General features: G+C 51.8%; 17 protein-coding genes. 6 read left to right on the top strand and 11 right to left on the bottom strand.

What is annotated here, in order from left to right; genetic code table 11:
* Window positions 1-287: 287 nt before the first annotated feature.
* Window positions 288-1,136, bottom strand: coding sequence for a creatininase family protein (locus tag TSP01S_RS02845; RefSeq protein WP_041076291.1), 849 nt, complete (start codon window positions 1,134-1,136; stop codon window positions 288-290).
* Window positions 1,137-1,148: 12 nt separating this feature from the next.
* The gene (locus tag TSP01S_RS02840; protein WP_082021633.1) at window positions 1,149-2,816 is read right to left on the bottom strand and encodes a S8 family peptidase; all 1,668 of its coding nucleotides are present in this window, start codon (window positions 2,814-2,816) and stop codon (window positions 1,149-1,151) included.
* An 86-nt stretch (window positions 2,817-2,902) separates the two neighbouring features.
* Between TSP01S_RS02840 and TSP01S_RS02835 the strand changes: the two genes are divergently transcribed.
* The 3 genes from TSP01S_RS02835 (at window position 2,903) to pulA (ending at window position 8,622) form a co-directional block, all read left to right on the top strand.
* Entirely contained in the window at window positions 2,903-4,231 is a 1,329-nt protein-coding gene (locus TSP01S_RS02835; protein WP_171816796.1) for an MFS transporter, read from the top strand.
* Window positions 4,228-6,042: a beta-N-acetylhexosaminidase gene (locus TSP01S_RS02830; RefSeq protein ID WP_041076289.1), complete on the top strand. Its 1,815-nt coding sequence runs from the start codon at window positions 4,228-4,230 to the stop codon at window positions 6,040-6,042. The genes TSP01S_RS02835 and TSP01S_RS02830 overlap by 4 nt, the downstream gene beginning before the upstream one ends.
* 72 nt (window positions 6,043-6,114) lie before the next feature.
* Complete coding sequence (pulA, locus tag TSP01S_RS02825; RefSeq protein WP_408033237.1) at window positions 6,115-8,622, top strand: type I pullulanase; 2,508 nt, start codon at window positions 6,115-6,117, stop codon at window positions 8,620-8,622.
* A gap of 45 nt (window positions 8,623-8,667) precedes the next feature.
* On the opposite strand, the gene TSP01S_RS10255 is transcribed toward pulA, so the two are convergent.
* Window positions 8,668-9,591 (bottom strand): methyl-accepting chemotaxis protein, encoded by a 924-nt coding sequence (locus tag TSP01S_RS10255; protein ID WP_052463475.1) that lies wholly within the window; start codon window positions 9,589-9,591, stop codon window positions 8,668-8,670.
* Between the two features lie 24 nt (window positions 9,592-9,615).
* Window positions 9,616-10,443 (bottom strand): cache domain-containing protein, encoded by an 828-nt coding sequence (locus TSP01S_RS10330; protein ID WP_052463474.1) that lies wholly within the window; start codon window positions 10,441-10,443, stop codon window positions 9,616-9,618.
* 153 nt (window positions 10,444-10,596) lie between these two features.
* On the opposite strand from TSP01S_RS10330, the gene TSP01S_RS02810 reads away from it, so the two are divergent.
* Both TSP01S_RS02810 and TSP01S_RS02805 read left to right on the top strand, forming a co-directional pair.
* Window positions 10,597-11,322: an ABC transporter ATP-binding protein gene (locus TSP01S_RS02810; protein WP_041076285.1), complete on the top strand. Its 726-nt coding sequence runs from the start codon at window positions 10,597-10,599 to the stop codon at window positions 11,320-11,322.
* A complete protein-coding gene (locus tag TSP01S_RS02805; protein ID WP_041076283.1) occupies window positions 11,313-12,569 on the top strand; it encodes an ABC transporter permease in 1,257 nt (418 codons plus the stop codon). The genes TSP01S_RS02810 and TSP01S_RS02805 overlap by 10 nt, the downstream gene beginning before the upstream one ends.
* Here the strand turns inward: TSP01S_RS02805 and TSP01S_RS02800 are convergent.
* From TSP01S_RS02800 to malE, 4 genes are read right to left on the bottom strand one after another with little or no spacing between them, the layout of a single operon-like run.
* The gene (locus tag TSP01S_RS02800; protein ID WP_041076281.1) at window positions 12,556-14,358 is read right to left on the bottom strand and encodes a glycosyl hydrolase 53 family protein; all 1,803 of its coding nucleotides are present in this window, start codon (window positions 14,356-14,358) and stop codon (window positions 12,556-12,558) included. The two genes, TSP01S_RS02805 and TSP01S_RS02800, sit on opposite strands and share 14 nt — an antisense overlap.
* Window positions 14,355-16,820: an ABC transporter permease subunit gene (locus TSP01S_RS02795; RefSeq protein WP_041076279.1), complete on the bottom strand. Its 2,466-nt coding sequence runs from the start codon at window positions 16,818-16,820 to the stop codon at window positions 14,355-14,357. Before TSP01S_RS02795 ends, TSP01S_RS02800 begins: the two co-directional genes overlap by 4 nt.
* Window positions 16,817-18,532: an ABC transporter permease subunit gene (locus TSP01S_RS02790; protein WP_052463473.1), complete on the bottom strand. Its 1,716-nt coding sequence runs from the start codon at window positions 18,530-18,532 to the stop codon at window positions 16,817-16,819. The genes TSP01S_RS02795 and TSP01S_RS02790 overlap by 4 nt, the downstream gene beginning before the upstream one ends.
* Window positions 18,533-18,576: 44 nt before the next feature.
* Complete coding sequence (gene malE / locus TSP01S_RS02785) at window positions 18,577-19,752, bottom strand: maltose/maltodextrin ABC transporter substrate-binding protein MalE (RefSeq protein ID WP_041076277.1); 1,176 nt, start codon at window positions 19,750-19,752, stop codon at window positions 18,577-18,579.
* A 275-nt stretch (window positions 19,753-20,027) separates the two neighbouring features.
* Between malE and TSP01S_RS02780 the strand changes: the two genes are divergently transcribed.
* On the top strand, window positions 20,028-21,278 hold the full coding sequence (locus TSP01S_RS02780; protein ID WP_041076275.1) for a Glu/Leu/Phe/Val family dehydrogenase: 1,251 nt from the start codon (window positions 20,028-20,030) through the stop codon (window positions 21,276-21,278).
* A gap of 25 nt (window positions 21,279-21,303) precedes the next feature.
* Here the strand turns inward: TSP01S_RS02780 and TSP01S_RS02775 are convergent, their stop codons facing one another.
* The 3 genes from TSP01S_RS02775 to TSP01S_RS02765 are packed head-to-tail and all read right to left on the bottom strand — an operon-like array spanning window position 21,304 to window position 23,773.
* Complete coding sequence (locus tag TSP01S_RS02775) at window positions 21,304-21,615, bottom strand: hypothetical protein (protein ID WP_052463472.1); 312 nt, start codon at window positions 21,613-21,615, stop codon at window positions 21,304-21,306.
* Complete coding sequence (gene folK / locus TSP01S_RS02770; protein ID WP_041076272.1) at window positions 21,582-22,394, bottom strand: 2-amino-4-hydroxy-6-hydroxymethyldihydropteridine diphosphokinase; 813 nt, start codon at window positions 22,392-22,394, stop codon at window positions 21,582-21,584. The genes TSP01S_RS02775 and folK overlap by 34 nt, the downstream gene beginning before the upstream one ends.
* A complete protein-coding gene (locus tag TSP01S_RS02765) occupies window positions 22,391-23,773 on the bottom strand; it encodes a pyruvate carboxylase subunit B (RefSeq protein WP_041076270.1) in 1,383 nt (460 codons plus the stop codon). The genes folK and TSP01S_RS02765 overlap by 4 nt, the downstream gene beginning before the upstream one ends.
* Window positions 23,774-23,775: the final 2 nt, after the last annotated feature.

The following is a 23,775-nucleotide window of genomic DNA, read 5'->3' as shown; positions in this document are numbered from 1 at the left end:
CCCGTTACCGAAAGTCAAAGTTTTCCTCCGTATCTAATGTATGGGGAGCGCTCCTTGAAAGAAACCGTCGTGTGCACGGTGGCCCAGAACGTTGGGTGAAGTCCAAATCGTCGGATCCTTTTTGAAATTTGAAAAAAGCGCTCCCTGAGAAAATGTGAACTTTGACGGTATCGAATTTTCAGTCGAACAACGAGCTCGAGCAAAACCGCCGAGCCGTGAGACGGAGAATAAAATAGTAAAAGGTGAGAAGGTAGAAGTGAGGCCCCGAAACGGGGCCTTTCGCTTTTTCATTTGACCAGTCTGAGCAACGTTCTCACGACTGGATTGAACAACTCTGGTGGTCGGTAAGAACCACGTTTGGCCTTTTCGAACAGCTCCAGAGATCTTCTCACGTGGTATTCGATCATCTTCCTTCCTCTTTCAGGATCCGCCAGCGAAGGATCACCAAGATAGTGAGGATTCTCTGGATCGCTGATCCAATCGATTGTGACCGCCAGACTCTCTGCACGGAGAAACCTTAAAAGTTTTCCGAGGGTACTCTTCTTTCTGGGAAAGTACCTCGGTAAATCCGTCGTTCTCACCTGTTGGGGATCGACACAGAGCATCAGCGAAGTTTCGTTGGTACCGGCGTGCAGATCGCTCGCATCACCGTTCATGCCAGGGGCGATACCAATATCTGCTGAATCGTTCAGCATGTCCTGAAAGATGTGCAGGAACGGTACGACGAGGTTGAAACCGTATTTTCTTTTGAGCTTCGTTGAAGCTTCTGCGAGTGCGAGCTGGTGCCTCGGACCACCGTGGTTGTCAAAAACGATCCAGTATTTGAAGTTCATCTTCGCGAGCTGGGTTCCGGTCTCGTAGATGATCCTCTTGAACGTTCCATAGCTCAAACTGATTGAGCCAAAGACGGGCTGTGCGTCGCTGCCTAAAGGAAGTTCGAACAGCTTCACAACTTCGTGGTCTCTTTCGAGCGACCGGCAGGTTTCTTCCATCACCCTCCGGGCGATGAACACGTCCGTCCCCAGAGGAAGGTGGCTTCCGTGAGTTTCTATGGGAGATATCACGGAGACGAAAACCGTCTTCTCTCTGTCCAGCCTGGATACTTCTTCGCCTGTCAGAAGAAGGTATTCCTTCACATTCTACCTCCTTCATTTTCTCAACGAGCGATAATGTTGCTCTATGACGTCCTTTTTGTAATCGCTCAGGGTCTGGGCATCTTTCGCACTCAGAACAGGTCTGTGAGTCGTATCCACGATCGGAGCGATGTTGAAATTGATTTCACGCATTTCGTTCATTTCAAGGCTCAGAACGATCGGTGAGCCAGTCCTCGGATCTCCTCCCACGTAGCCGTAATAGCCGTAAAGATCTCCAACGCCCATCGCATCGTCACCGTCGAAGTCCATCCACGCGTAGATTTTCACCCTCGGCTTTCGGACCGTGAGCTGAAATCGTCCAAGTCCGTCTGCCACGGTGTAGCTGTCCACATTGCCGTTCTCATCCACACCGAACACAACGAGAGGTTCCCATCCATCCTGCCATGTCAGCGCCGCGTAGGCATCCACCAGACCCTCACCGTATACTATGTCGTACCCCGCAGGACCAAGATCCACAGCAGTTCGTCTCAGCACGTTTCTCACGTTCTCAACCCCGACGATGCCCTGAGAGACCATCAGCGCCACAAGGCCCGTGACGTGGGGTGTGGCCATGGAGGTCCCGGCCGAATAAGCATAAGTGTTCCCCAGGAAAGTGCTCAAAACTTCACTTTGTTCATCCCCACCGGGAGCGACGACGTCGAGTTCTGGACCGTAATCGGAATAACTCGCTCTCACAGCGTCGATGGTCACCGCTCCAACCGCGATCGTTTCGGGATAGGCCGCAGGATAGTCTACGCCGTAGCTTCCATCGTTCCCCGCAGCGCAAACCATGATCACATCGTTCTCATAAGCGTACTTCACAGCGCTGTATTCAACAGAAGAAGGCTGGCTCGCACCGAGAGAGACGTTGATGATCTTCGCACCGTGATCCACCGCATAAACGAGTGCTTTCGCAAAATTGAAGACGGTGCCCGTTCCTGTTTCATCCATGACTTTCAGCGGCATGATCTTGACTCTCTGACCCCAGGCGACACCCGCAACACCCTTCGAGTTGTTCGTCAAGGCCGCGATGATGCCCGTGACGTGTGTCCCATGACCGTTCTCGTCGTCTGGAAACGAATCGTTGCGAACAAAGTCGTAACCAGGAACGAAGATCCCCGCGAGGTCTTCGTGTGAAAGATCGACGCCCGAGTCGATGACGGCGATCGTGACGATGTCGCTACCGGTCGTTATGGTCCACGCGTAAGGGAGGTTGATCAGAGACAGGTTCCACTGTTGAACGAAGTACGAATCGTTTGGGAATATGGCAGAAACAGTTACAACCCGGTTCGGTTCCACGCTCAGAAAGCCCGGAATTTTCGACAGTTCTTCGCGGATCTGTGGTACTTCAGAATCTGTTCGAACCAGGAAGTAAGTTTCGTCTCCCACGGAAAGCTCGTCAAGAACGGTGCCGAATTTTTCGATCGAATGGCGAACCGTTGTACTCACCTCTGTTCTGCATCCGACCACGAATTGTTTTTCGATGAACTTCGGTGCATTCGATCTTCTGATGAAGAAAGACGCCGGGAAGCTTTTCAGTCGAGTGACGTCCCCGACGTACGCGGAGACTTTCCCGTAAACGGTCGCAGAGAAGTTCGGTGGCACCGGCACCCCACAGCTGGTCAGAATCAGAATGAACGTAGTAAAGAGGGCGAGCAGGATAAACATTTTCGACTTTGGCATCACATCACCAAAAACATGATAGCACGAACGAAGCCGACCTTTTCAGTGCGCACGATTGTAGAATCTTAGACGGAGGGATGCTCAGGATGAAGGACTTTCTCTACAGCCTTGGATCGTTCAGTTCTGCCCTGCTGTCCAACGCGGTCTCCACGTTCGCGATTTTTTATTATGTGGACGTGCTCAAGGCCAATCCTGCATGGATCAGCATCGTGATGGTACTTTACGGAATCTGGAACGCGTTGAACGATCCTCTTTTCGGATACGTATCGGACAGAACGAGAACCAGGTGGGGCAGAAGAAGACCGTACATCATGTTCTTCTCTGCTCCGTTCGCCCTCAGCTTCGCACTTTTCTGGAATCCACCTTTCAGTTCTTCGAGGCCTCTCGCCCTGGTGCTCTACTACGCCGTTCTCATCTTCCTGTTCGACACGTTCTTCACGATCGTCATACTGAACTGGACGGCGCTCTTTCCAGAGATGTACCGAACGCTCGAAGAGAGGGCGAGGGTGTCGGCGCTGAGGCAGGTCCTCGCCATACCTGGATTGTTGCTCGGCATAGCGGTTCCACCGTTTCTGGCATCGAAGATGGGGTGGGGCGGTATGGGAATACTCTTCGCCCTGATCGGCGGTGTGTGTATGTTCCTTTCCCTTCTGGGAATCAGGGAGAATCCGAAGTACTCCCAGACAGAGAGTTTGAAACTCTCAGAGGCGATCAGGTTCACACTGCTGAACAGATCGTTCCTCACGTACGTCACGGCATCCTTCCTGCTTCAGCTCACCTACACGATGCTTCTAACGTCACTGCCTTTCTACACCAAGTACGTTCTGAAACTCAGCGAAGCGAGCACAACGATCATGCTGGCGACGATCTTCGTGGTCGCGTTTTTCCTGATCCCACTGTGGCAGAGGATCGTCGCGAAGATAGGCGCGAAGAAAACGCTCACTTTAGCGATGCTACTCTGGGCGAGCTTCTTGAGTGGTTTCTGGTTCATCAAAAGCTTTTTCGAGGGCATCGTTCTTGCATGTTTACTCGCCTTCGCGCTGGCACCCGCACTCATCGTGCTCGACATAATGATCGCCGACATCGCCGACGAGGATCAATTGAGGACGAAGCGGAGAAGGGAAGGCATGTTCTTCGGAATGAACGCGCTGATCATCAGACTTGGCATATCGGTCAACTCCGTGATCGTCGGACTCGTTCTCTCGAAGAGTGGCTACAACGCGAACCTCCCGATCGAAGCACAACCCCAGAGCGCACTCACAGGTTTCAGGATGCTGTGCAGTCTCATTCCGATCGTTGCGACGCTCGTCGGATTGCTGGTTTTGAAATTCTATCCTCTGGATGGAAGCTATCTGAAAAGCGTCAAGGAACAGCTCAAACTTCTCGATTCTGAGAGTGAAGGAGTGAGACCGTGATACCGAGCGTGAAGCGATCGATCGAACTCGGAGGAACTTTCGAGCTCCCTGAAAGAGGAAAGATCTTCTCCAGGATCGAATCACTACAAACGGCAAGACTTTTGAAGCATGAACTGTCTCACAGATCGATGGATTATCGCATCGTCTCACATTCGCCGAGCGATTCGACGTTCGAACTACTGATCGACAGCAACCTGATCAACCATCCTCAGGGCTACAGGTTGATCGTTTCTCCTTCCAGAATCAGCTTCGTTGCTGCGACGAACCAGGGACTGTTCTACGCGTTCCAGACGTTCAGACAGCTTTTGAAAGAACGAAACCCCCTCGAGTGTGTCGTCATAGAGGACGAACCGGATTTCGAAAACAGAGCGTTCATGCTGGACATCAGTAGGGACAGAGTCCCCAAGATGGAAACGCTGAAGAAACTCGTCGATCTTTTGTCCGAGCTTAAGTACAACCAGCTCCAGCTGTATATGGAACACACCTTCGCTTACGAAGGTCACGAGGCGGTCTGGAAGGATTATTCTCCTCTCACGCACGAAGAAGTCCTGGAGCTCGACGAGTACTGTAAAGAGCACTTCATCGAGCTGGTGCCGAACCAGAACTGTTTTGGCCATCTGGAGAAATGGCTATCACACGATGAGTACAGACACCTTGCCGAGTGCCCCGAGGGCTTCGTCTTTCCGTGGGGCACGCCGTCGGGTCCCTTCTCCCTATCACCTGCGGTGCCAGAGGCACTGAAGTTCATCGAATCGCTTTTGGACGAACTTCTGCCACACTTTTCGAGTTCCAAAGTGAACGTCGGAGCCGATGAGACCTTCGATCTGGGTTTGGGCCGTTCTAAGGAGTTGTGCGAGAGGCTGGGCAAGGGAAAGGTTTATCTCGGTTTTCTCCTCGATCTGTACGGGATCGTTAAGAGACACGGCAGAACGATGATGTTCTGGGGCGACATCATAAAGAACTATCCAGAACTCATCGAGGAACTGCCGCGCGATGTGATCGCGTTGCTGTGGGGTTATGAAGAAGACCATCCGTACGAGAGCGAGTGTGAACTGTTCGCGAGCAAAGGCGTCAGCTTCTACGTCTGTCCAGGCACATCGAGCTGGAACTCGTTCGTTGGAAGGATCGACAACGCGCTGGGAAACATAAAGAACGCTATCCTCAACGGCAAAAGGTTCGGCGCGTCGGGCGTTCTGCTCACCGACTGGGGTGACAACGGTCATCCTCAGCATCTTCCAGTTTCGATCCTTCCGATCGTGTACGCCGCCGCACTCGGCTGGAACTGTTCGAAGGAACCGAGTGTGGCGGAACTGCTGAGAGAAACCGACGTTCACGTGTTCGAAGGTGAGCCATTGTCAGAAAAACTCTACACGCTGGGTAGCTTCTACAGAAATCTCAGCGTCAGGCTACCGAACGCGAGCGTCTATTTCGTGGCGCTAATGCACCCGGAGAGATTTCTGGAAAATCTCGACGCACTGAGCGAGGAAGATGTCAGGACCATCGAAAAGGATCTCGAGCAGACCGAGAATATTTTCCATCAGCTTCTCAGCCTTCGGAACCAATCGAACAGGCTCGTCATCGATCAGATCCTGAACAACGCCGAAATGCTCAAACTCGCGATGGAGTGGATTTTGATCGCGAAAAAATACGGTCGGATCGATCTGATCAACGAACCGAGATGGAAAAAGTTCGAAGCCGAGTTCGCTGAAGTGGTCGAAGAATACAAAAAACTGTGGCTCGAGGTGAACAGGCCAGGTGGGCTGAACCAGAGCGTGGAGAAGCTGACAAAATTGCTAAAATTGAGGGTTTAAACCACGACAAAGCTTCAACCATTGCATTACATAGGGGGTGGTACTGTGAAAAGGATTCTTCCACTCGTGTTGATGTTGTTGCTTGTGTCGCTGCTCTGCTTCGCAGAAACGACGATCGTGGTGCACTACCACCGCTACGATGGAAACTACGAAGGCTGGAACCTGTGGATCTGGCCCGTTGAACCCATCTCCCAGGAAGGTTCGGCGTACAGATTCGACGACAGCGACGATTTTGGCGTGAAAGCAACGATCGTTTTGCCGATGGATTTAACCAAGGTTGGTATAATCGTCAGGCTGAGAGAATGGGAAATGAAGGATGTGGCGAAGGACAGGTTCATAGAGATCGAAAACGGTTACGCCGAAGTGTGGCTGATGCAGGGGGTGGAGGAGATATTCAGAACGAAACCGGACACGAGCCCGAGGATCCTGTTCGCAAGGTTGATCGACTTTTCCACCGTTGAGGCTTACGCGACGCATCCCATCGACGTGGAAAAGGATGCGACGAAGGTGAGTTTCTCTGTCGACGGTGAAGCGAAAGAGATCGAGGGCATCGAGAAAGCGGACCCGACGGATCTGAAGAGAACAAACCACTTCAGAGTCAGGCTCGCCGAACCTTTGAAAGAAGAAGATCTCTGCAAAGACCTGTTCATCAGCGTGGATGGATTCAAGGAGAGTCGCGTTTTTGCCATAGAAGTGCTCGATCAGCTGTACTACGATGGGCCGCTGGGACCTTTCTACACACCCGAACACACCGAATTCTACGTCTGGTCGCCCGTGAGCAAACGTGTGGAACTGCTCCTCTATGAAGACTACACACAAACAGAACCATCGAAAATCGTTGAGATGCAGCGCAGAGAAAAGGGTGTCTGGTACGCGAGGGTGGAGCAGGACCTGGAAGGCTGGTTCTACAGGTACCGGTACCACAGCTACGGGAAGGTTCGTGAAAGCGTCGATCCCTACGCGAAGGGGCTGTCTCTGAAAGGAAAATTCGGAGCGATCGTGGATCTTTCGAAAACGAATCCGGAAGGCTGGGAAGAAGACAGCTTTGTCAAGCTCGATTCGTACGTGGATGCGATCATCTACGAGATCCACGTCGCCGATATGACAGGCTCCGTCACGAGCAATGTCAAAGACAAATGTTCTTACCTCGGTTTGACCGAGGAAGGTACGAGAGGTCCAAACGGTGTCACCACGGGACTCGATCACATAAAGGAACTCGGAGTCACGCACGTCCATATTCTTCCGATACTCGACTTCCACACCGGCGATGAAGAGAACAGAGACTTCGAAAGACGCTACAACTGGGGTTACGATCCGTACCACTACATGGTCCCAGAGGGCTGTTACAGCCTGAATCCAAAAGATCCCTATGCGAGGATCTACGAAGTCAAGAGGATGGTTCAAGCCTTCCACAGGAACAACATCGGTGTGATCTTAGATGTGGTCTTTCCTCACACCTACGCTGTTGGGGAAGGCTCGGTTCTCGACACCGCGGTGCCGTACTACTATTACAGAATAACCAAGAGTGGGGATTACCTGGACGAAACGGGCTGTGGCAACACTACCAACTCCGAGAGGTTGATGATGAGACGCTACATCATCGACGTGCTCACACACTGGGTCAAAGAATACCACGTCGACGGATTCCGCTTCGACCAGATGGGGCTCATAGACAGAGAGACCATGGTGCTGGTGGAAAAGACGCTGAGACAGCTGAATCCAAATGTCATCCTCTACGGCGAGCCGTGGGGAGGATGGGGTGCGAAGATCAGGTTCGGCAAATCTCAGATCATGGACCTCAGAATAGCGGCGTTCAACGACAGCTTCAGGGACGCGCTGAGGGGCTCGGTGTTCAACGCGACCGCGAAAGGCTTCCTCATGGGCGCACTGGGTAAAGAAAACCTGGTGAAACGTGGCGTCGTGGGTAGCATCAACTACGACAACAGAATCATCGTAGACTTCGCAGAAAGTCCTGAACAGACCATAAACTACGTGGCATGTCACGACAACCACACGCTCTGGGACAAGAACTTCCTGGCGGCGAAGGCCGACAGGCGCGAATGGACCGAGGAAGAATTGAAATCGGCGCAGAAACTGGCCGCAGCGATCCTGCTCACGTCCCAGGGAGTCCCGTTCCTGCACGCGGGTCAGGACTTTTGCAGAACGAAGAACTTCAACGACAATTCTTACAACGCGCCTCTGTCCATAAACGCACTCGATTACCAAAGGAAAGCTGAATTCATCGACGTGTTCGAGTACCACAAGGGTTTGATAAGGCTCAGAAAAGAACACCCCGCCTTCAGGATGAGGACCGCCGAAGAGATAAGAAAGCATTTGAAATTCCTCGAATCTCCGAGGAAGACCGTGATGTTCATGATCGAAGACCACGCGAACGGAGATGATTGGAAGGACATACTCGTGATCTACAACGGTGATGTCGTTGAAAAGCAGATCACACTGCCTGAAGGTGAATGGAACGTTGTCGTTGACAGAGAAAGAGCAGGTTGTGAAACGCTCTACAAGGTGAGTGGTTCGCTCATTGTTCCTCCACTGTGTGCGATGGTGATGTACAAACAATGAAAAGAAGGGGCGCATCTGCGCCCCTTTCGTTTTTTTCAACGCCACTCAGATTTTAAACTTTCTCACCTGTTCTACCAAACTCTCCGCGATCGAAGACAGCTCTTCAGACAGACTGCTCACACTCTGACTCGCGTTCGCCTGCTCTTTCACCGCCTTCGCCATCTCTTCTATCTGGTGTGCTATCGTGCTGATCGACTTCGTCGCTGCGTCCATCGCACTGCTCATCTCTTCAGCCGCCGCACTCTGTTCTTCCGCACTCGCCGCCAGGCTCTCTATCTGACTCACCATACCGTCTATCTGCTCCGCTATCTTCCTGAACTGACCCTCCACCCCTTCTGCATCTTTGCTTATCCCTTCAACCACTCCCACAACTTCCTTCGTCGCCCCATCCGCCTTCATCGCACCCTGACTTATCTGACTCAGTATCTGCCCTATCCGGTCCGTCGCTCTCTTGCTCTCTTCTGCAAGCTTCCTTATCTCGTCCGCAACCACCGCAAAACCTCTGCCTGCTTCTCCCGCCCTCGCTGCCTCTATCGCCGCGTTCAAAGCCAACAGGTTCGTCTGCTCTGCTATGGAGTTGATCGTCTGAAGTATCTGACCTATGTTCTTGGCCTGCTGGCTCAGCTCGCTCACCACTACGGCCGTCTGTTCCACTTTGTCTTTCGCTTGTTTTATCATCTCCACTATGTTCTTTATGGCCTTCTCTCCTTCCTTCGCAGCAGCGTTCACCTGGCTGGATCTTTCAGAAAGCATCTGGGCAGCTTTGGATACGTTCTGTGCACTGGCTGCAACTTCTTCTATGCCGCTTGTGACTTCTTCTATCGAAGCGGATGCGTTCTGGGCAGATCTGTTGACTTCTTCCATCTGCGATGCAAGCTCTTCTGATGAGGCGCTCAGTTCCTGTGCAGTGCTTGCAAGATTCTGTGCAGAGTCGTTGACCTGCGTGGAAGATTCGTTTATGATCTTCATGGACTCTCTAAGAGTGTCTGCCATCTAGTTGAGTGCCTGGGCCATCTGTGCAACTTCGTCTCTGCCTTTCGCTTCGAACCTGACCGTGAGGTCTCCTTTGCCAAACTCGAGAGCCCTTCCTGCAAGAACTTTGATGGGCTTGGAAATAGACCTGCTGAAGAAAAACATAACGACAACGACGGCGCCGACACTTATGATTCCAACAATGGAAAGACTCATCAATCTTGCCATGAACGCACTCTGGATGTCATCTATGTACACTCCGCTGCCTATGATCCAGCCCCACGGCTGGAATTTTTTAACGAAGGACAGCTTTGGATACGCCTCTTCTGTAAGGGTACCATCAGGTTTCGGTTTCGGCCAGAGGTACTGAACGAAACCCCCATTCTTGTCCGCGTTGGTAACCTCAACCATGGCCTGGAACAAGTTTTTCTTCCCATCGGTTTTTGTGACCTTCCCACTCACAGTTTCCATCAAAGTGGCGCAGTTGTATTTCTGATCGTTGAGGACTTTGCCATCCAGTGACGGATTGGTCGCATGCATGATCATCGTGGGGTAAGGAAGCGTGTCATCGTTTATCCAGAAGTATTCGACAGTTTCGTATCTCAAAGCTCTCACCGCTTTTTTCGCGGCTTCCTTTGCCTCGGGCTCACTCATGATGCCGGCACTCACGAGGTTGTAATAGTAGTTAACAACAGAGTAAGCCGTTTCCACGACATGCTTCTGCTTCAGTTTCCTCTCAGCATAGATGGTGTCGCGGACGATGAAAGCCGAAAAGACTATCAGAAACGTTAAAGATGCGACTAAAACTGGTAAAGCCCACAACAAAAGTTTGCCTCTGATGCTCCTCAAAGTCATCGCCCCCTTTGGTATCATTACAAATTATAATCGCATCAATCATGTTTGAGTCTTTTTACGTCCCTCCAAAATGTCCATAGCTTTTCACACTTTGTTCTGCTTTGAAACATGCAGAAATTCTATAATGAATCACAAGGGGGTGTGGAAATGGTTCTCGAAGTCGCTGGACTCAAGAAAAGGTTCGGCCCCATAGAGGCACTCAAGGGGATAAGTTTCCAGATCGAGCAGGGGGAAATTTTCGGACTCATTGGACCGAACGGGGCTGGTAAAACGACCACGCTCAGGATCGTGTCCACTCTTCTGAAGCCCGACGAAGGTACGGTGAAGGTCTTCGGTCACGACGTTCAGAAAGAACCGCACGAAGTTCGGAAGTTGATCAGTTACCTGCCGGAAGACGCAGGTGCGTACAGGGAACTGACGGGGCTGGAGTATCTGAAATTCGTTGCTCGTTTCTTTGCCAAGAATGAAGAAGAGTTCCGAAGGATGGTGGATAGGGGCGTTCAGATAGCGGGTCTCGACGACAGGCTGCGTTCGAAGGTGTCGACTTACAGCAAGGGCATGACCCGAAGACTTCTGATCGCTCGTGCGCTGATGGTGAACCCGAAGCTCGCCATCCTCGATGAGCCCACCTCTGGCCTCGACGTGCTGAACGCAAGAGAGATGAGAAACATCGTAAGGGATTTTGCCAAAGAAGGAGGGACTGTCCTTTTGTCTTCCCACAACATGCTCGAAGTGGAGTTGCTCTGTGACAGGATCGCGCTGATAAACAGCGGGCAGATCGTCGAAGTGGGAAAGCCGGAGGAATTGAAGCAGAAATACTCCGCTTCGAACATCGAGGAAGTGTTCGTGGAGGTGGTCCAGCGATGTTCTTGAACCTTCTGAAGAAGGAATTGAGGGAGATTCTAACTGTATCGAGCCTGATCTCGATCGTTGCGATATCCGTCATCTACGCTTCGATAGGTAAAAGCGTCGGCAACATCACAGAAGAGATCAAAAAGAAACCGATCGTCGCCGTCGTGAACCTAGACGAAGGAGAATTCTCGAAAGCTGTTGAAGGGGCCATCGAAGCTTATGCGAACGTGGTTTACAGAGGTCAAAGTATGGAAGAAGCGATCGAAGAGTTGAAGAGAAAAAGGGGCGCCGCGCTACTCGTTCTGGAGAAGGATTTCACTGAAAGGCTCAGATCGAAACAGCAGGCGAAGATCAAGGTGATCTCACTCCTGATGGGGCTGGGCATAATGGATTCGGTTCCATCCGAAAGCTTCAACGCCTTTTTGAACGCCTTAGAAAAACAGTTGACCACGACACTGCTCGCCCAGTACGGTGTGGAAAATCCCGCATTTGTTCTCGATCCGGTGAGCAAGGAAGAAGCCACGATGTATCTCGGCAAGCTCATGGAAGGAGTTTCAACTTCACAACTTTTGAGCTACGTCACGAACAGATGGATCATCGTGTCTGTCGTCATCATGATGCTGATCATCATGTCAGGGACGACCGTGATCTCATCGATGGGACTCGAGAAAGAAAACAAGACGCTCGAGACGCTCCTGACGATGCCAGTGCCCAGAAGTTACATACTCATGGCGAAGACACTCGCGGCAACGATCTCCGGGCTCATCATGGCGACGATCTACATGATCGGCTTCAGTTTCTACATGAAATCCTTCGAGATGCCCTCATCTTTCCCGCTCGATGCGACCATGAACATAACAGATTACGTCCTCGTTGGTTTGTCCGTGTTCTCCGCTTTGATGTGCGGTATAAGCATGGCCATGCTCCTGGGCCTGATCTCGAAAGACTTCAAGAGTGCTCAGGTCTTGACCTTCCCGCTGGTGGCGCTCGCGCTCTTCAGCATGATGCTGACCATGTTCAAGGACTTCTCCACCATGCCAATGGCCCTGAGGATCGTCACTTTTGCCATTCCTTTCACCCACGCGACGATCGCAATGAGAAACGTGATCTTCGATAACTACTCCATCGTGATCTACGGCAATCTGTACAATTTCATTTTAGCCGATGCACTGCTCGCCATCAACGTGAAGATCTTCAACAGTGACAGGCTCATCACCGGGGTCAGTACGTTCAAGAAAAGTTTGAAACGCCAGATCACTTCACCCTGATCAACTCGAATTCGTCGACCCAGCCCCAGTTCCCGGCTTTACCTCTCACGTGGAGACTGATCCTGGCCGTACCCGTCGTGATTCGGACCTGTACAACGGGATGGTTCCACTGGAGCCATCCCCTGTTCTCTATTCTGACAGAAACCTTTTCGCCTCCGTGTTCACTGATCGACAGCTCGACATCGTCTCCACCACTACCCTGAATCCACACAGACAGCCTGTACGTTCCTTCGGCAAGATCGCGCACGATCTGGTACATCTCGAACTCGAAGGGTTTATCCAGCCAGTAGTTCACCGCATAGACGCCATGGTGTGCGTTCTGTGGCGGGCTGGCACGCACAACCTTGACGGCCTGTCTGTCACCTTCCACCTGCCACGGTTCGAAAGTGCCGGTCTCGAAACTCCAGTTCAGAAGATGGTTCGTCGGCTCTTTAACGATCACTGTGGCTTCAACGGGTGTATCGAAACCGACGATCTTTCCCATGATGCGATGTTCACCAGCCTGTTTCAATTCTTCAAGTTTCACCTGCCAGATCACAGGTAACGATCTGATGGAATCGTCCGAGAACAGTACTTTAACTCTTTCAGGAAGCTGGATCTCTTGGGTTGCGACCACGTTCAAAGCGAGTGGGTATGCTCGAACAGGTTCTGCCTGTTCTTCGAGCAGAACGTCGTAGTTGCGGAAAACACTCAAAGTTTCAAGCGCGCTTCCCTGAAAATCGAACAGCGCCTGGTTCTCCCACGGATTGCCCTCGTTCGTTTTCCAGCCCGCACCTTTCACGGGAATCCACGCGCCTTCCCAGTAGAACAAGCCCAAACCCCTGCCGTCAGGAACTTGCTTTAAAACCTTTATCAGGTCCCTGAGAAAGCTCGTCTGACCCCGAACGCTGGCCACGTAACCTGCGGTCCACTGCAAATTCTCATCGCCGAAAATGTTCGGATGACCGTCCGCATCCTGCAGCGTCCAGGCGTACGCCGTTTCGACGATCAGCACATCCTTGTTGTAGCGGCGTGCGATATCGTTCAGATTGTGGCTCAGCTCCTCGAGTGTACCGTGCCAGTAAGGATAGTACGAAACCCCGATGATGTCGAAATCGACGTTCCGCTCGACGAGTGCGTCGAAGAACCATCTGAACAGTGAATTGTTCCCACCCTCAGCCAGGTGTACAACGATGGGAATGTTTGCATCGAAATCTCGAACCGCCTTTATGGCGCTTTTAAGCAGCTCGGCAAAGCTGTCGAAACCCCCAGGACCGGATATCTGACCATCCGGCCAGAGGAAGCCGTTGTTCAGTTCGTTTCCCACCTGCACCATGTCCACGAGAATGCCTCTCTGTTTCATGTACTCGAGCACGAATTTCGTGTAGTCGTACAGAGCATTTTTCAGTTCTTCACCGTGAAGGTCTCGCCACGCCTTCGGTTTGTTCTGTTTGCCCGGGTCGGCCCACCAGTCGCTGTAATGAAAATCGATCAGGACCTTCATGCCGAGCCTCTTCGCCCGGATCGCCAGCTCGGCCATGTTCTCGTGGTTGCAATTACCACCGCCCAGGGGATTTCCTGATTCGTCGGTCGGATCGTTCCAGATCCTGAGTCTGATCCAGTTCACGTTGTGATCTTTCAGTATCTCGAGGCAATCTCTTTCGACACCGTTTTCGTAGAAGCGTCCGTCCAGCCTTTCGATCTCGTAAAGCATAGAAACGTCCACGCCAAGGATGAAAGGTTTTTCAGACGCAAAGATCAGACTTGAAAGCATCAAAGCGATCACACCCACCTTCCAGATGCCCTTCATTCCTTCACCGCCCCTCTCGTCAGCCCGCTAACCAGATACCTCTGCATGGCCAAAAACAGTATCACCATGGGCAGCATTCCGAGCAGGGCTGCAGCGGTGAACAATCCCCACTCTGTCTCGTACGGACCCACGGCGAAAGACTGCAAACCCAGCGCGTAGGTGTAGTTTCGAACGTTCTGGAGCACGATCCTCGCGACCACGTACTCGTTGAACGTACCGATGAACGTCAACAGGAAGACCACGATGAGTATGGGCCTTGCGAGCGGAAGCACGATCATGTAGAAGCTCTGGAACTTGGTCGCACCGTCAACTATCGCAGCCTCCTCCAAGGAAGCGGGTATCAGATCGTAGAAGCCCTTGATCAAATAAGCGTTGTAGGCTATGTTCGTCAGATAGGCCAGAGCGAGACCACCTATCGTATCGATACCGAGCATCGGCACGAACTTTCCAAGGAAGTTCAGCAGGTTGTAGATCGCGATCATGAATATCACACCGGGAAACATCTGGATCAGGAGAAAACTCAGAATACCATACCTTCTGCCCACGAAGCGCATCCTGCTGAAAGGATAGGCCGCAGTGGCACAGACGAAGGTTGTGATCAAGGCGACGATGGTTGAAACGATGATGGAATTGAGCACCCAGCGAGAAAAGTAATGCTTCATTTTCTCTTTCCAGATCTGGTCTATCCTGAAGAGCTGTTTGTCCACCTCGCGGTAGAGTTTCTGTGCGTTCGGAAAGAGCGAAAGCTTCATCAAGTCGCCACTCTTGCGCGAGACGACGGCGAGATCCGCACGGACCTTGTTCACGAAGTCGAGTTTGACCAAATCGAGCAACCTCGACAGGTGCTCCGAACTCACGAAAACACCACTGTGGGAGAGTGACAGCAGATCGGTGTAGATCTTTTCAAAGTCGCTCAGCACATGCTCGAATTCTTCGATGGTCTGATCGTAGTTCTTCGAATAGTTCTCGAACCTGCTAATGAACGTTCTGTAGTCTTCGATCCACTTCAGGTCGTTGATAACCTTCCTCACACTTTCCTTAACTTTGTCGCTCTGTTCGTAGGAGTTTGAAAAGTTCCTCAGCCAGGTGATCAAAGCTGAATAGCGCAGAAGGTCAGTTCTGGATAAAGATTTGATCGTTTCAACCGTGGAGGTCCTCACAGCAAGCTCAGCTTTGAAAATCTCAAGCTGTAACCAGGCCCTTTCCTCGGCGAGCTTAGCTCCGATCGATTCTTTTCTTTGCTGGAGATCAGCCATCCTTTGTCTCAACTGCTGCAACTGAGATTCTTTCAGCGCCAACAATTCGTTCGTTTCTCTGATCTTCAAAACGTAGTCTGTGTAACGATCGAGCACATTCTCCATATCGTCACACAGTCTCTCCAACCTTGGCCTGATCTCATCGTAGGCCTTCACCATGTCCCCGTACACCTTCAAACTTTTCTGTTCTGGTTCCACCTCAATGAGCGCGAGCAGTTTCTTGGAGAGGGCTTGGGCAACCTTCTCAACTTCTGAGAGATCTTCGAAACCTTCCAGCCCAGTCGAGAGAAGCTCGAAACGACTGCTGACATCTTTCACGCTTTTCAGGAAAGCAGAGTCGTCCACTGGAAAAACGCTCTTTGCAGTCGTTCGCACGAGCGAATCTTTCATCCTCGTCAGGGCATCTATCGCAATGCTGAGCGATTGAAGCTCGGTCAAAACGTCCCCCTTCAGAAGGATCTGAACCTCGACGAAAGACCTTTGCAGAGGTTCTAAGGACCTTCTCATCGAATCTATCTCGGCTGTGAGTGAGGACAGCTGAGCGGTCAGCGTTTCGAGCTCCTTCAGGGCCGATCCTCCAAGCTCCTCGTAAGCTTTTTTCAAAGCTTCCAAAGCGAGCGAGTAGGACTCTTCATCTTCGATCCTGACGCTCGTCAGCTCTTCAACTGTGGAACGCAGGGTCTTTTCAAGCTGAGAATTGAATCTCTCTTTGCTCAGCACTTCGTACAGGACGAACGCGAGTTCATCCTCATCGATCTTCAACTCATCCTGTCTTTCAGCAACGGTTTCTTCGACCCGCTTCAAATCGCTCAGCGTTGTCTGTTTCACACGGTCGGCACCTTCCTCGAAGATCTTCACAATATCTTTGTAGGCATTCTTCGCGAGCTCGTTCCTCCTGTTGGATTCATCGAGGTACCTTCTCAACTTCTTGAGCAGTTCATCCGCTTTCCACCGGGCCTGTGGCAAGCTCAGTTTGTCGTACGGTTCGACCCGAGAAACGAGCTTCTGAAGTTCTCTTACGAGGACCGGCACGTTCTGTTCGGGAAAGAGAAGATCGATGTAATTCTGCAGCGTGAGTCTGCTCGAAAACAGCTCCGTTGAGAAGGCGGCTTCGTCCCTTCTCAGGGACGTCGTCACTACCCACACAGTCGGAAAAAGGATGACGACGATGAGAATGATCAGTATCACGTGCACGTGGAGTTTCATCTTCCCACCTCTTCGAAGACGCCAGAGAACCTGAAGTTGACGTAGCTGATACCACCCACGAGGAAGAAGATGAGGATCGATATGGCCGCTGCCAGGCCGAAGTCCTGACCCGTTCCTGCCTGGAATGCGAGTTTGTAGACGTACGAAATGAGTATGTCGGTGTAACCCGTGGGCGTGGTTGAACCAGGTATCGGTGGACCTCCACCCGTGATCAGATAGATGATCGTGAAGTTGTTGAAGCTGAAAGCGAAACTACTCACCAAAAGTGGTGCGATGACCGTCATGAGCAACGGGAAGGTTATGTTCCAGAAGCGTTTGATCTTTCCTGCCCCGTCGATCATCGCGGCTTCGTACAGCTCGTAAGGAATGCCCTGCAGCGCACCGAGTGAGATCGTCATCATGTAAGGATAGGTGAGCCAGATGTTGACGAGTAAAACTCCTACTCTCGCCCAGAAAGGATCGTTCATCCACTTTATCGCAGGAAGCCCGAGCGCTGGGAGGAGGAACTTGTTTATCACTCCATAGCTTTCGTTGAGGAGTCCGTTTCTCCACACGAGCGCCGATATGAAAACAGGTATCGCCCACGGGACGATGAGCAGAGTTCTGTAGATGTTTCTCCCCTTCAACTTCGGATCGTTCAGGACCAGAGCGAAAGGCAGACCGACAGCCAGAGACAACACGACACTCAACAGAGCCCAGAGGAAGGTCCAGGCGAAGATCTTAAGGAACGGCCCCGCGATCCTCGGATCTCGCAAGACCCTCACGAAGTTCTTCCAGCCGACGAAGTCTATATAACCGATCAGGTAGATTTCTTCACCTTTCTCGTTCACATCGTAGAAAGATCCTTCTCTTTCGATCAAGGGCCTGTTCGTTCTGTTGTTCACGACGACCAACTTGGTCTTCGGCCTGTCGTTTTCCATGATTTGAATCAGATCGAGCCTGTAAAGTCTTTCTATCCTGAGAAAACTCCACTCTCCCGTTCGATCTATTCTCAGAGCGTATTTGTTCCCACTTGGATGAACGAAGTCAGCTTTTTGAAGATAAAACTGCGCGATGCGGCTTTTGAACACGGGTGCGTTCAGTCTGAGAAATTCTTCGCGCGGCGAGTAGAAGGCCCTGTAGGTTTTTTCTCCAGAAGTGATCATCCTGATTTCTGAGAGTTCCTCAGACCTCGGAACAAGTTGATAATCTGTACCCTCAACAGCTGAGAGTTGAGCTTCACTCAAAAGGACTTCTCTTCCCTTTTTCTTCACCGGTACGGGTTTTTCCGCTATGAAGATTTCTCCATTTATCTTGAACAGCAGTAAGAAGTCATCGTAGATCGGTGTCAGACCGTCGTAGGCGAGGAAGACTTTGTATTCGACGGCTTCGTCCTCGATCTGATACGTGTACACCGGATCGTACAGCAATCTTTCGATCGCCTCTTCCTTGGACATGTAGTGTCCCGTTCCGTAGTTGGTGAAAGCGGTCTTCACGGTGAAGTAGATGGGATAGATGACCAGTATGGTGAGTAAAACCAGCGCCGGGGCAACGTACCTGTAAGGATAACCCTTCGGATTGAAGATGAAGAAATCGATCAAAAAAACGAGCCCCAGAAAGAATGCACCCAGCACGTAATAGGCGTTGCTGAGGAGGAAAAAGGCGATCCAAAAAAAGAAGACGTTCAAAAGCCCGATGAAGCAAAGACTCAAGAACCTCTTCAGTCCGATCACACGCCCGCCTCCAAAAACCCGGGGCGTGAGCCCCGGGCAAGATCTCATTGAATCTGTGCTTTAATCCTTTCGACGGCGTTCTTCATGGCTTCCTCTGGAGTGGCTTTACCGTTGACTATAAGGTTCAGGGCGTCGTCCATCGCACCCCAGACGAATCCCATCTGCGGCACGTTCGGCATGGGTATGCCGTTGCCCGCGCTCAGAGTGAACGCGACCACGTCGGGATTATCCTTGACGAGCTCCAGCACGTCCTTCCTCGCGGGAAGCCTTGGGTCTGCGAGGTACAGTCTGTACATGGTGTCTTTCTTGGCGATGAAGTTGGTCAGGAACTCTATCGCCAGCAGTTTGTTCGGCGACTTGGAGTTGACCATGAAGCCCTGCACTCCGACGAACGGCCTGGCCACAACGCCCGGTTCAGGTTCAGGTATCAGAGCGACTCCGTAATCGATGCCGGCATCCCTGTAGTCCTTGATCGCCCACGGTCCGTTGATTATCATCGCAGCCTTGCCCTCTTTGAACATCGAATCCATGATCTGGTAGTTGTCCGCGGGATCTATGATCTTCTCGTCCACCAAACGCTTGAGGAGTCTGGCAGCTTTTATGGCCCCTTCGTTCGCCAGCCCTATGTCCTTGACATCGAGCCCGGTCGGCGTGTCTTTGAAGACGTATCCACCGTAACCGAATATGAACGGTACCACGTAATAGAACGTCGTCGGTGGAAAGATGAGCCCTCTCACTTCACCGGCGAATTCCTGATCGATCTGCTTCGCGAGCTTGATCATTTCCTCGACGGTCTTCGGTGGCTCAGGCACGTAATCTTTGTTGTAGATCAGCGCGATGGCTTCGAGCGCGTACGGAAGACCGTAGAGCCTACCACCGTAAGAGAAAGCGCTCAAACCACTCGAGAAGAACTGCGACAGCTCTTGGAAATTCGGAATCGGTTCGAGCAAGCCGTTGGCAACGAGTTCCCCAACCCAGTCGTGTGCACCGACGATGATGTCCGCACCCTGACCTTCAGGCGCGGCCGTCAAGAACTTCGGCTTGATGTCCGAAAAGTTGACGTACTGCACTTCCACCGTGACCCCGTATTTCGCTTTGAATTCTTCGCCGAGTCTCTGGAGTATGTCGACCTGCTTTTCCGAGCACCATATGGTCAGTTTCGCCTGTGCGAAGACCAAGAACGCCGTGAGAACCAGCACCACGATCAGAAACTTCCTCACAGTACCACCTCCGTAATATTAGATTATCATCATTGAAGCCTTCTGGTCAAGAGTTGAATGATCCGGTAACAAATAGAGCATACGTGTGCATACTCGAGCTTCAAAGAGATTAGAAAGATAAGACACGTTTCGTTACGTTTAGAAACCGAATAAAGGCAAAAGTCTGGTTTTGCGAGACTTTCATTATCCTGGAGTTGGTGGTAAAATTCAATTGTGAACTAATTCACGAATGACCCGATGAGCTCCATCCACCCTACGTGAAGGGAGGTCCTTCGATGGAAAGGTCTCTTTATGAACAGGCGCTTGAGGTCTTCAGGAACGCTGCCCGTGTCATGCAACTGGATCCCAACATTCAGAAATTCCTCGAAAGACCTCAGCGCACCATAATCGTGGAATTTCCAGTTCTCATGGACGATGGCAGAGTCGAAATGTTCGTCGGTTACAGATGTCAGCACAACACGGCGCTCGGTCCAGCCAAGGGTGGTATAAGGTACCATCCGAACGTGACGCTCGACGAAGTTCAAACGCTCGCTTTCTGGATGACGTGGAAATGCTCGTTGCTCAACCTGCCGTACGGTGGCGGCAAGGGCGGTGTGAAGGTTGACCCGTCCAAACTGTCGAAGGGCGAACTCGAAAGATTGTCTCGAAGATTCTTCTTCGAGATATCACAGTTCGTCGGTCCACACAAGGACATACCAGCACCGGATGTGAACACGAACCCGCAGGTCATGGCGTGGTACCTTGACACCTACAGTATGCACGTGGGTTACACCGCACTCGGTGTCGTGACGGGTAAGCCCGTGGAGCTGGGAGGTTCAGTCGGAAGAAACGAAGCGACGGGTAGAGGCGTTGCGGTGGTGACAGCGGAGGCCTGCAAACTGCTGGGTAAGGACATCTCTAAGGCCACGGTGGCGGTGCAGGGTTTCGGTAACGTGGGTTCGTTCTCCGCGAAGGTACTCCAGGAAGACTTCGGTGCGAAGATCGTCGCCGTCAGCGACGTTTCGGCTGCTTACTACGATCCAAAAGGACTGGACATCAACGATCTGATCGCTTACAGAGACAGCAACAAGGGACTCATCGAAGGTTACCCGAAAGCCCAGAGGATCAAGCATGAGGAACTGTTCGAACTCGACGTGGACATACTCATCCCGGCCGCTCTGGAGAACGCCATCACCGAACAGAACGCAGACAAAATCAAGGCCAAACTCATCGTGGAAGGTGCGAACGGACCAGTCACACCCGAAGCGGACAGGATCCTGCGCTCGAAAGGTGTCACGATCATCCCAGACATTTTGGCCAACGCGGGTGGAGTGACCGTTTCCTACTTCGAGTGGGTGCAGGATCTGCAGTCGTTCTTCTGGGATCTGGACGACGTGAGAAACAAGCTCGCCAAGATGATGAGGGCCGCGTTCGCCGAGGTGGCGAAGACGAAAGAAAAGTACAACACAGATTTCAGAACGGCAGCCTACATCGTGGCGATCGACAGAGTGGCGAAGGCCGTGAAACTGAGAGGCATATATCCATGAAGAAAGCGGGGCGAAAGCCCCGCTTTCATTTTCTTTCGTCGAAGCTCGGATCGTTCTGCCGAGGAGAGTAACTTTTCAGAGCGTTCTGCGAGATTCGAGTTTGAAGCGCCTGATTCTTCATAGCTTCCATGAAGGCTTTCAGTTTTTCCATCCTCCTGTTGTCAGCTTCGATTATCCTGTTTGCGAGTTCTTCTGGAATCTTCGAAAGCATCCTGAGCAGCATCTCGCGCTGTTCTAAAAGCATGTTCATGCGTTCGAAATCTTCCTGTTCCAGCGCTCTGTCGAGTTCGGCTTCGATTTCCATCAACTGAGCCAGAATCTCGTCATCAGTTGACATCCTTCACCTTCTCTCAGGAAGCTGCTCAGTTTTCCTTCGAGTGGGTGATCCACATCGGCGATGTCCAAAAGTGGTCTGAGCACGAACTGTCTGTTGACCAAATCGTAGTGGGGTATCGTGAGCTTTTCTGTTTTCAGAACGAGATTTCCATACAGGATGATGTCCAGATCTATCGTCCTCGGCCCCCATTTCCTTTCTCTGACTCTGCCCATGGCTCTCTCTATCTCGAGAAGCGTATCAAGCAACTGGAAGGGGCTGAGTCGTGTTTGAACCTCCACGACGCAGTTGAAAAAATCTGGCTGATCGACAAAACCGTACGGTTTCGTCAGATAAATGGGTGAAGCTTTCAATATTTTTATGTTCGAAGATTCCATCAGATGGCAGGCACGTTCGATGTTCTTCAGCCTATCACCCAGGTTCGAACCGAGCGCTATGTAGATGTGACCTTCGTTCTCCTCGAGCGCGACCATCGCCATTGCGACCCTATCGTGAGACAGACTCACATGCACGAAATTGAAGTGCACATCTCTGTGGAAAAGCAGCACGGGTTTTCCAAACTTGTCGTGTACCACTTCCACGTCCTTGAAGGAAAAATCCCTGACGCCTGTGCCGAGCGCCTTGAAAAACGCTTCCTTCGCGGCGAAACGCGACGCTAAGAACTGTTTCTTGTTGGTGGTGGATTCAAACTCTCTCAGCTCGAATTCGCCAAGGATCCTCGTCGAAAGCTTTTCATCGATCCTTTCAATATCGACGACGTCGACACCGATACCTACGATCATACTGGATGCACGGGAGCTTCCAACTCCTTAACCAGCTCGAGGTCGATCCTCAATTGATCGAAGTACCGTTTCTGCAAGAACTTCTTGCCGACTTCACCGAGGATGATGTAGATCAGAAGGTCTTCATCGTTCCTCGCGAGCAATCCTATCTGCTGTCTGGCCTTCTCGACCTCAGGTTCTATGATCTCTCCCGGTCTCACGTCTATGGGCTTCTCGTCACCCAGGATCTTTTTAACAAGCTCCGGATCGATCGGTGCCGGAGGCCTTCCGTACAAACCCTTCACGTAATCCCTCACTTCGCGCGTCACCTTCGCGTACCTCTCCCCGGTGAGCACGTTGAGCACGGCCTGAACACCGACGATCTGGCTGGTTGGTGTGACCAACGGAGGATAACCCAGATCTTTCTGCACCCTCGGTATTTCCTCGAGCACCTGAGAGAGTTTGTGGAGCATCTTCTGTTCCTGCAACTGCTTTATCATGTTCGAATACATGCCTCCAGGCACCTGGGCCTGAAGAACACGGAAATCTATACTCGTCATGTTCACATCGTACTGTGCGTATTTCTGTCTCACCTTCGTGAAGTGCTCGTTCAAAAAGGCCAGCAGGTCCCATTTCGGTGGCGGGAGCAGGCCCTCTTTGCTCAAAGAATAGTAGATGGGTTCGAACGGTGGCTGGGAAGTACCGAGTGCGAAAGGAGAAAGTGCCGTGTCTATGATGTCCGCACCAGCATCGATGGCAGCCTGGTAATTGAGTGGTGCGAGACCGCAGGTGCAGTGCGAATGAACGTCCACGGGCAGGGCGAACCTTTCTTTGAGTGCCTTCACCAGCCTGTACGCGTCCCTGGGGCTGAGCAAGCCCGCCATATCCTTTATACAGATGGAATCCACTCCGAGTTCGACGAGCTTTTCAGCGTAGTCCAGATAGTACTCGAGCGTGTGCACGGGACTCACCGTGTAAGAAATGGCTCCTTGTACGTGCATACCGCACTTCTTCGCTTCGTCTATGGCCACCATCAGGTTGCGTTCGTCGTTGAGCGCATCGAAGACTCTGACGATGTCCATTCCGTTTTCAGCCATCTTTCTCACGAAGAGTCTCACCGTGTCGTCCGCGTAGTGCCTGTAACCCACCAGGTTCTGACCCCTGAGGAGCATCTGAAGCTTCGCGTTTTTGATTTTCTCCCTGATCTTTCGCAAACGCTCCCAGGGATCTTCGTTGAGGAACCTCACCGCCACATCGAAGGTCGCGCCTCCCCACATCTCGAGCGAATAGAAACCCACTTGGTCCATCGCCTCGAGCGCGGGGAGCATGTCGCTCGTAGACATGCGCGTGGCGATGAGCGATTGATGACCATCCCTGAGCGTGGTATCGACAAACTTCATTC

This window comes from Thermotoga caldifontis AZM44c09 (assembly GCF_000828655.1).
Classification (GTDB): domain Bacteria; phylum Thermotogota; class Thermotogae; order Thermotogales; family DSM-5069; genus Pseudothermotoga_A; species Pseudothermotoga_A caldifontis.
Note: the sequence above shows the minus strand (reverse complement) of the source record. Positions and strands in the feature narration are given on the sequence as shown.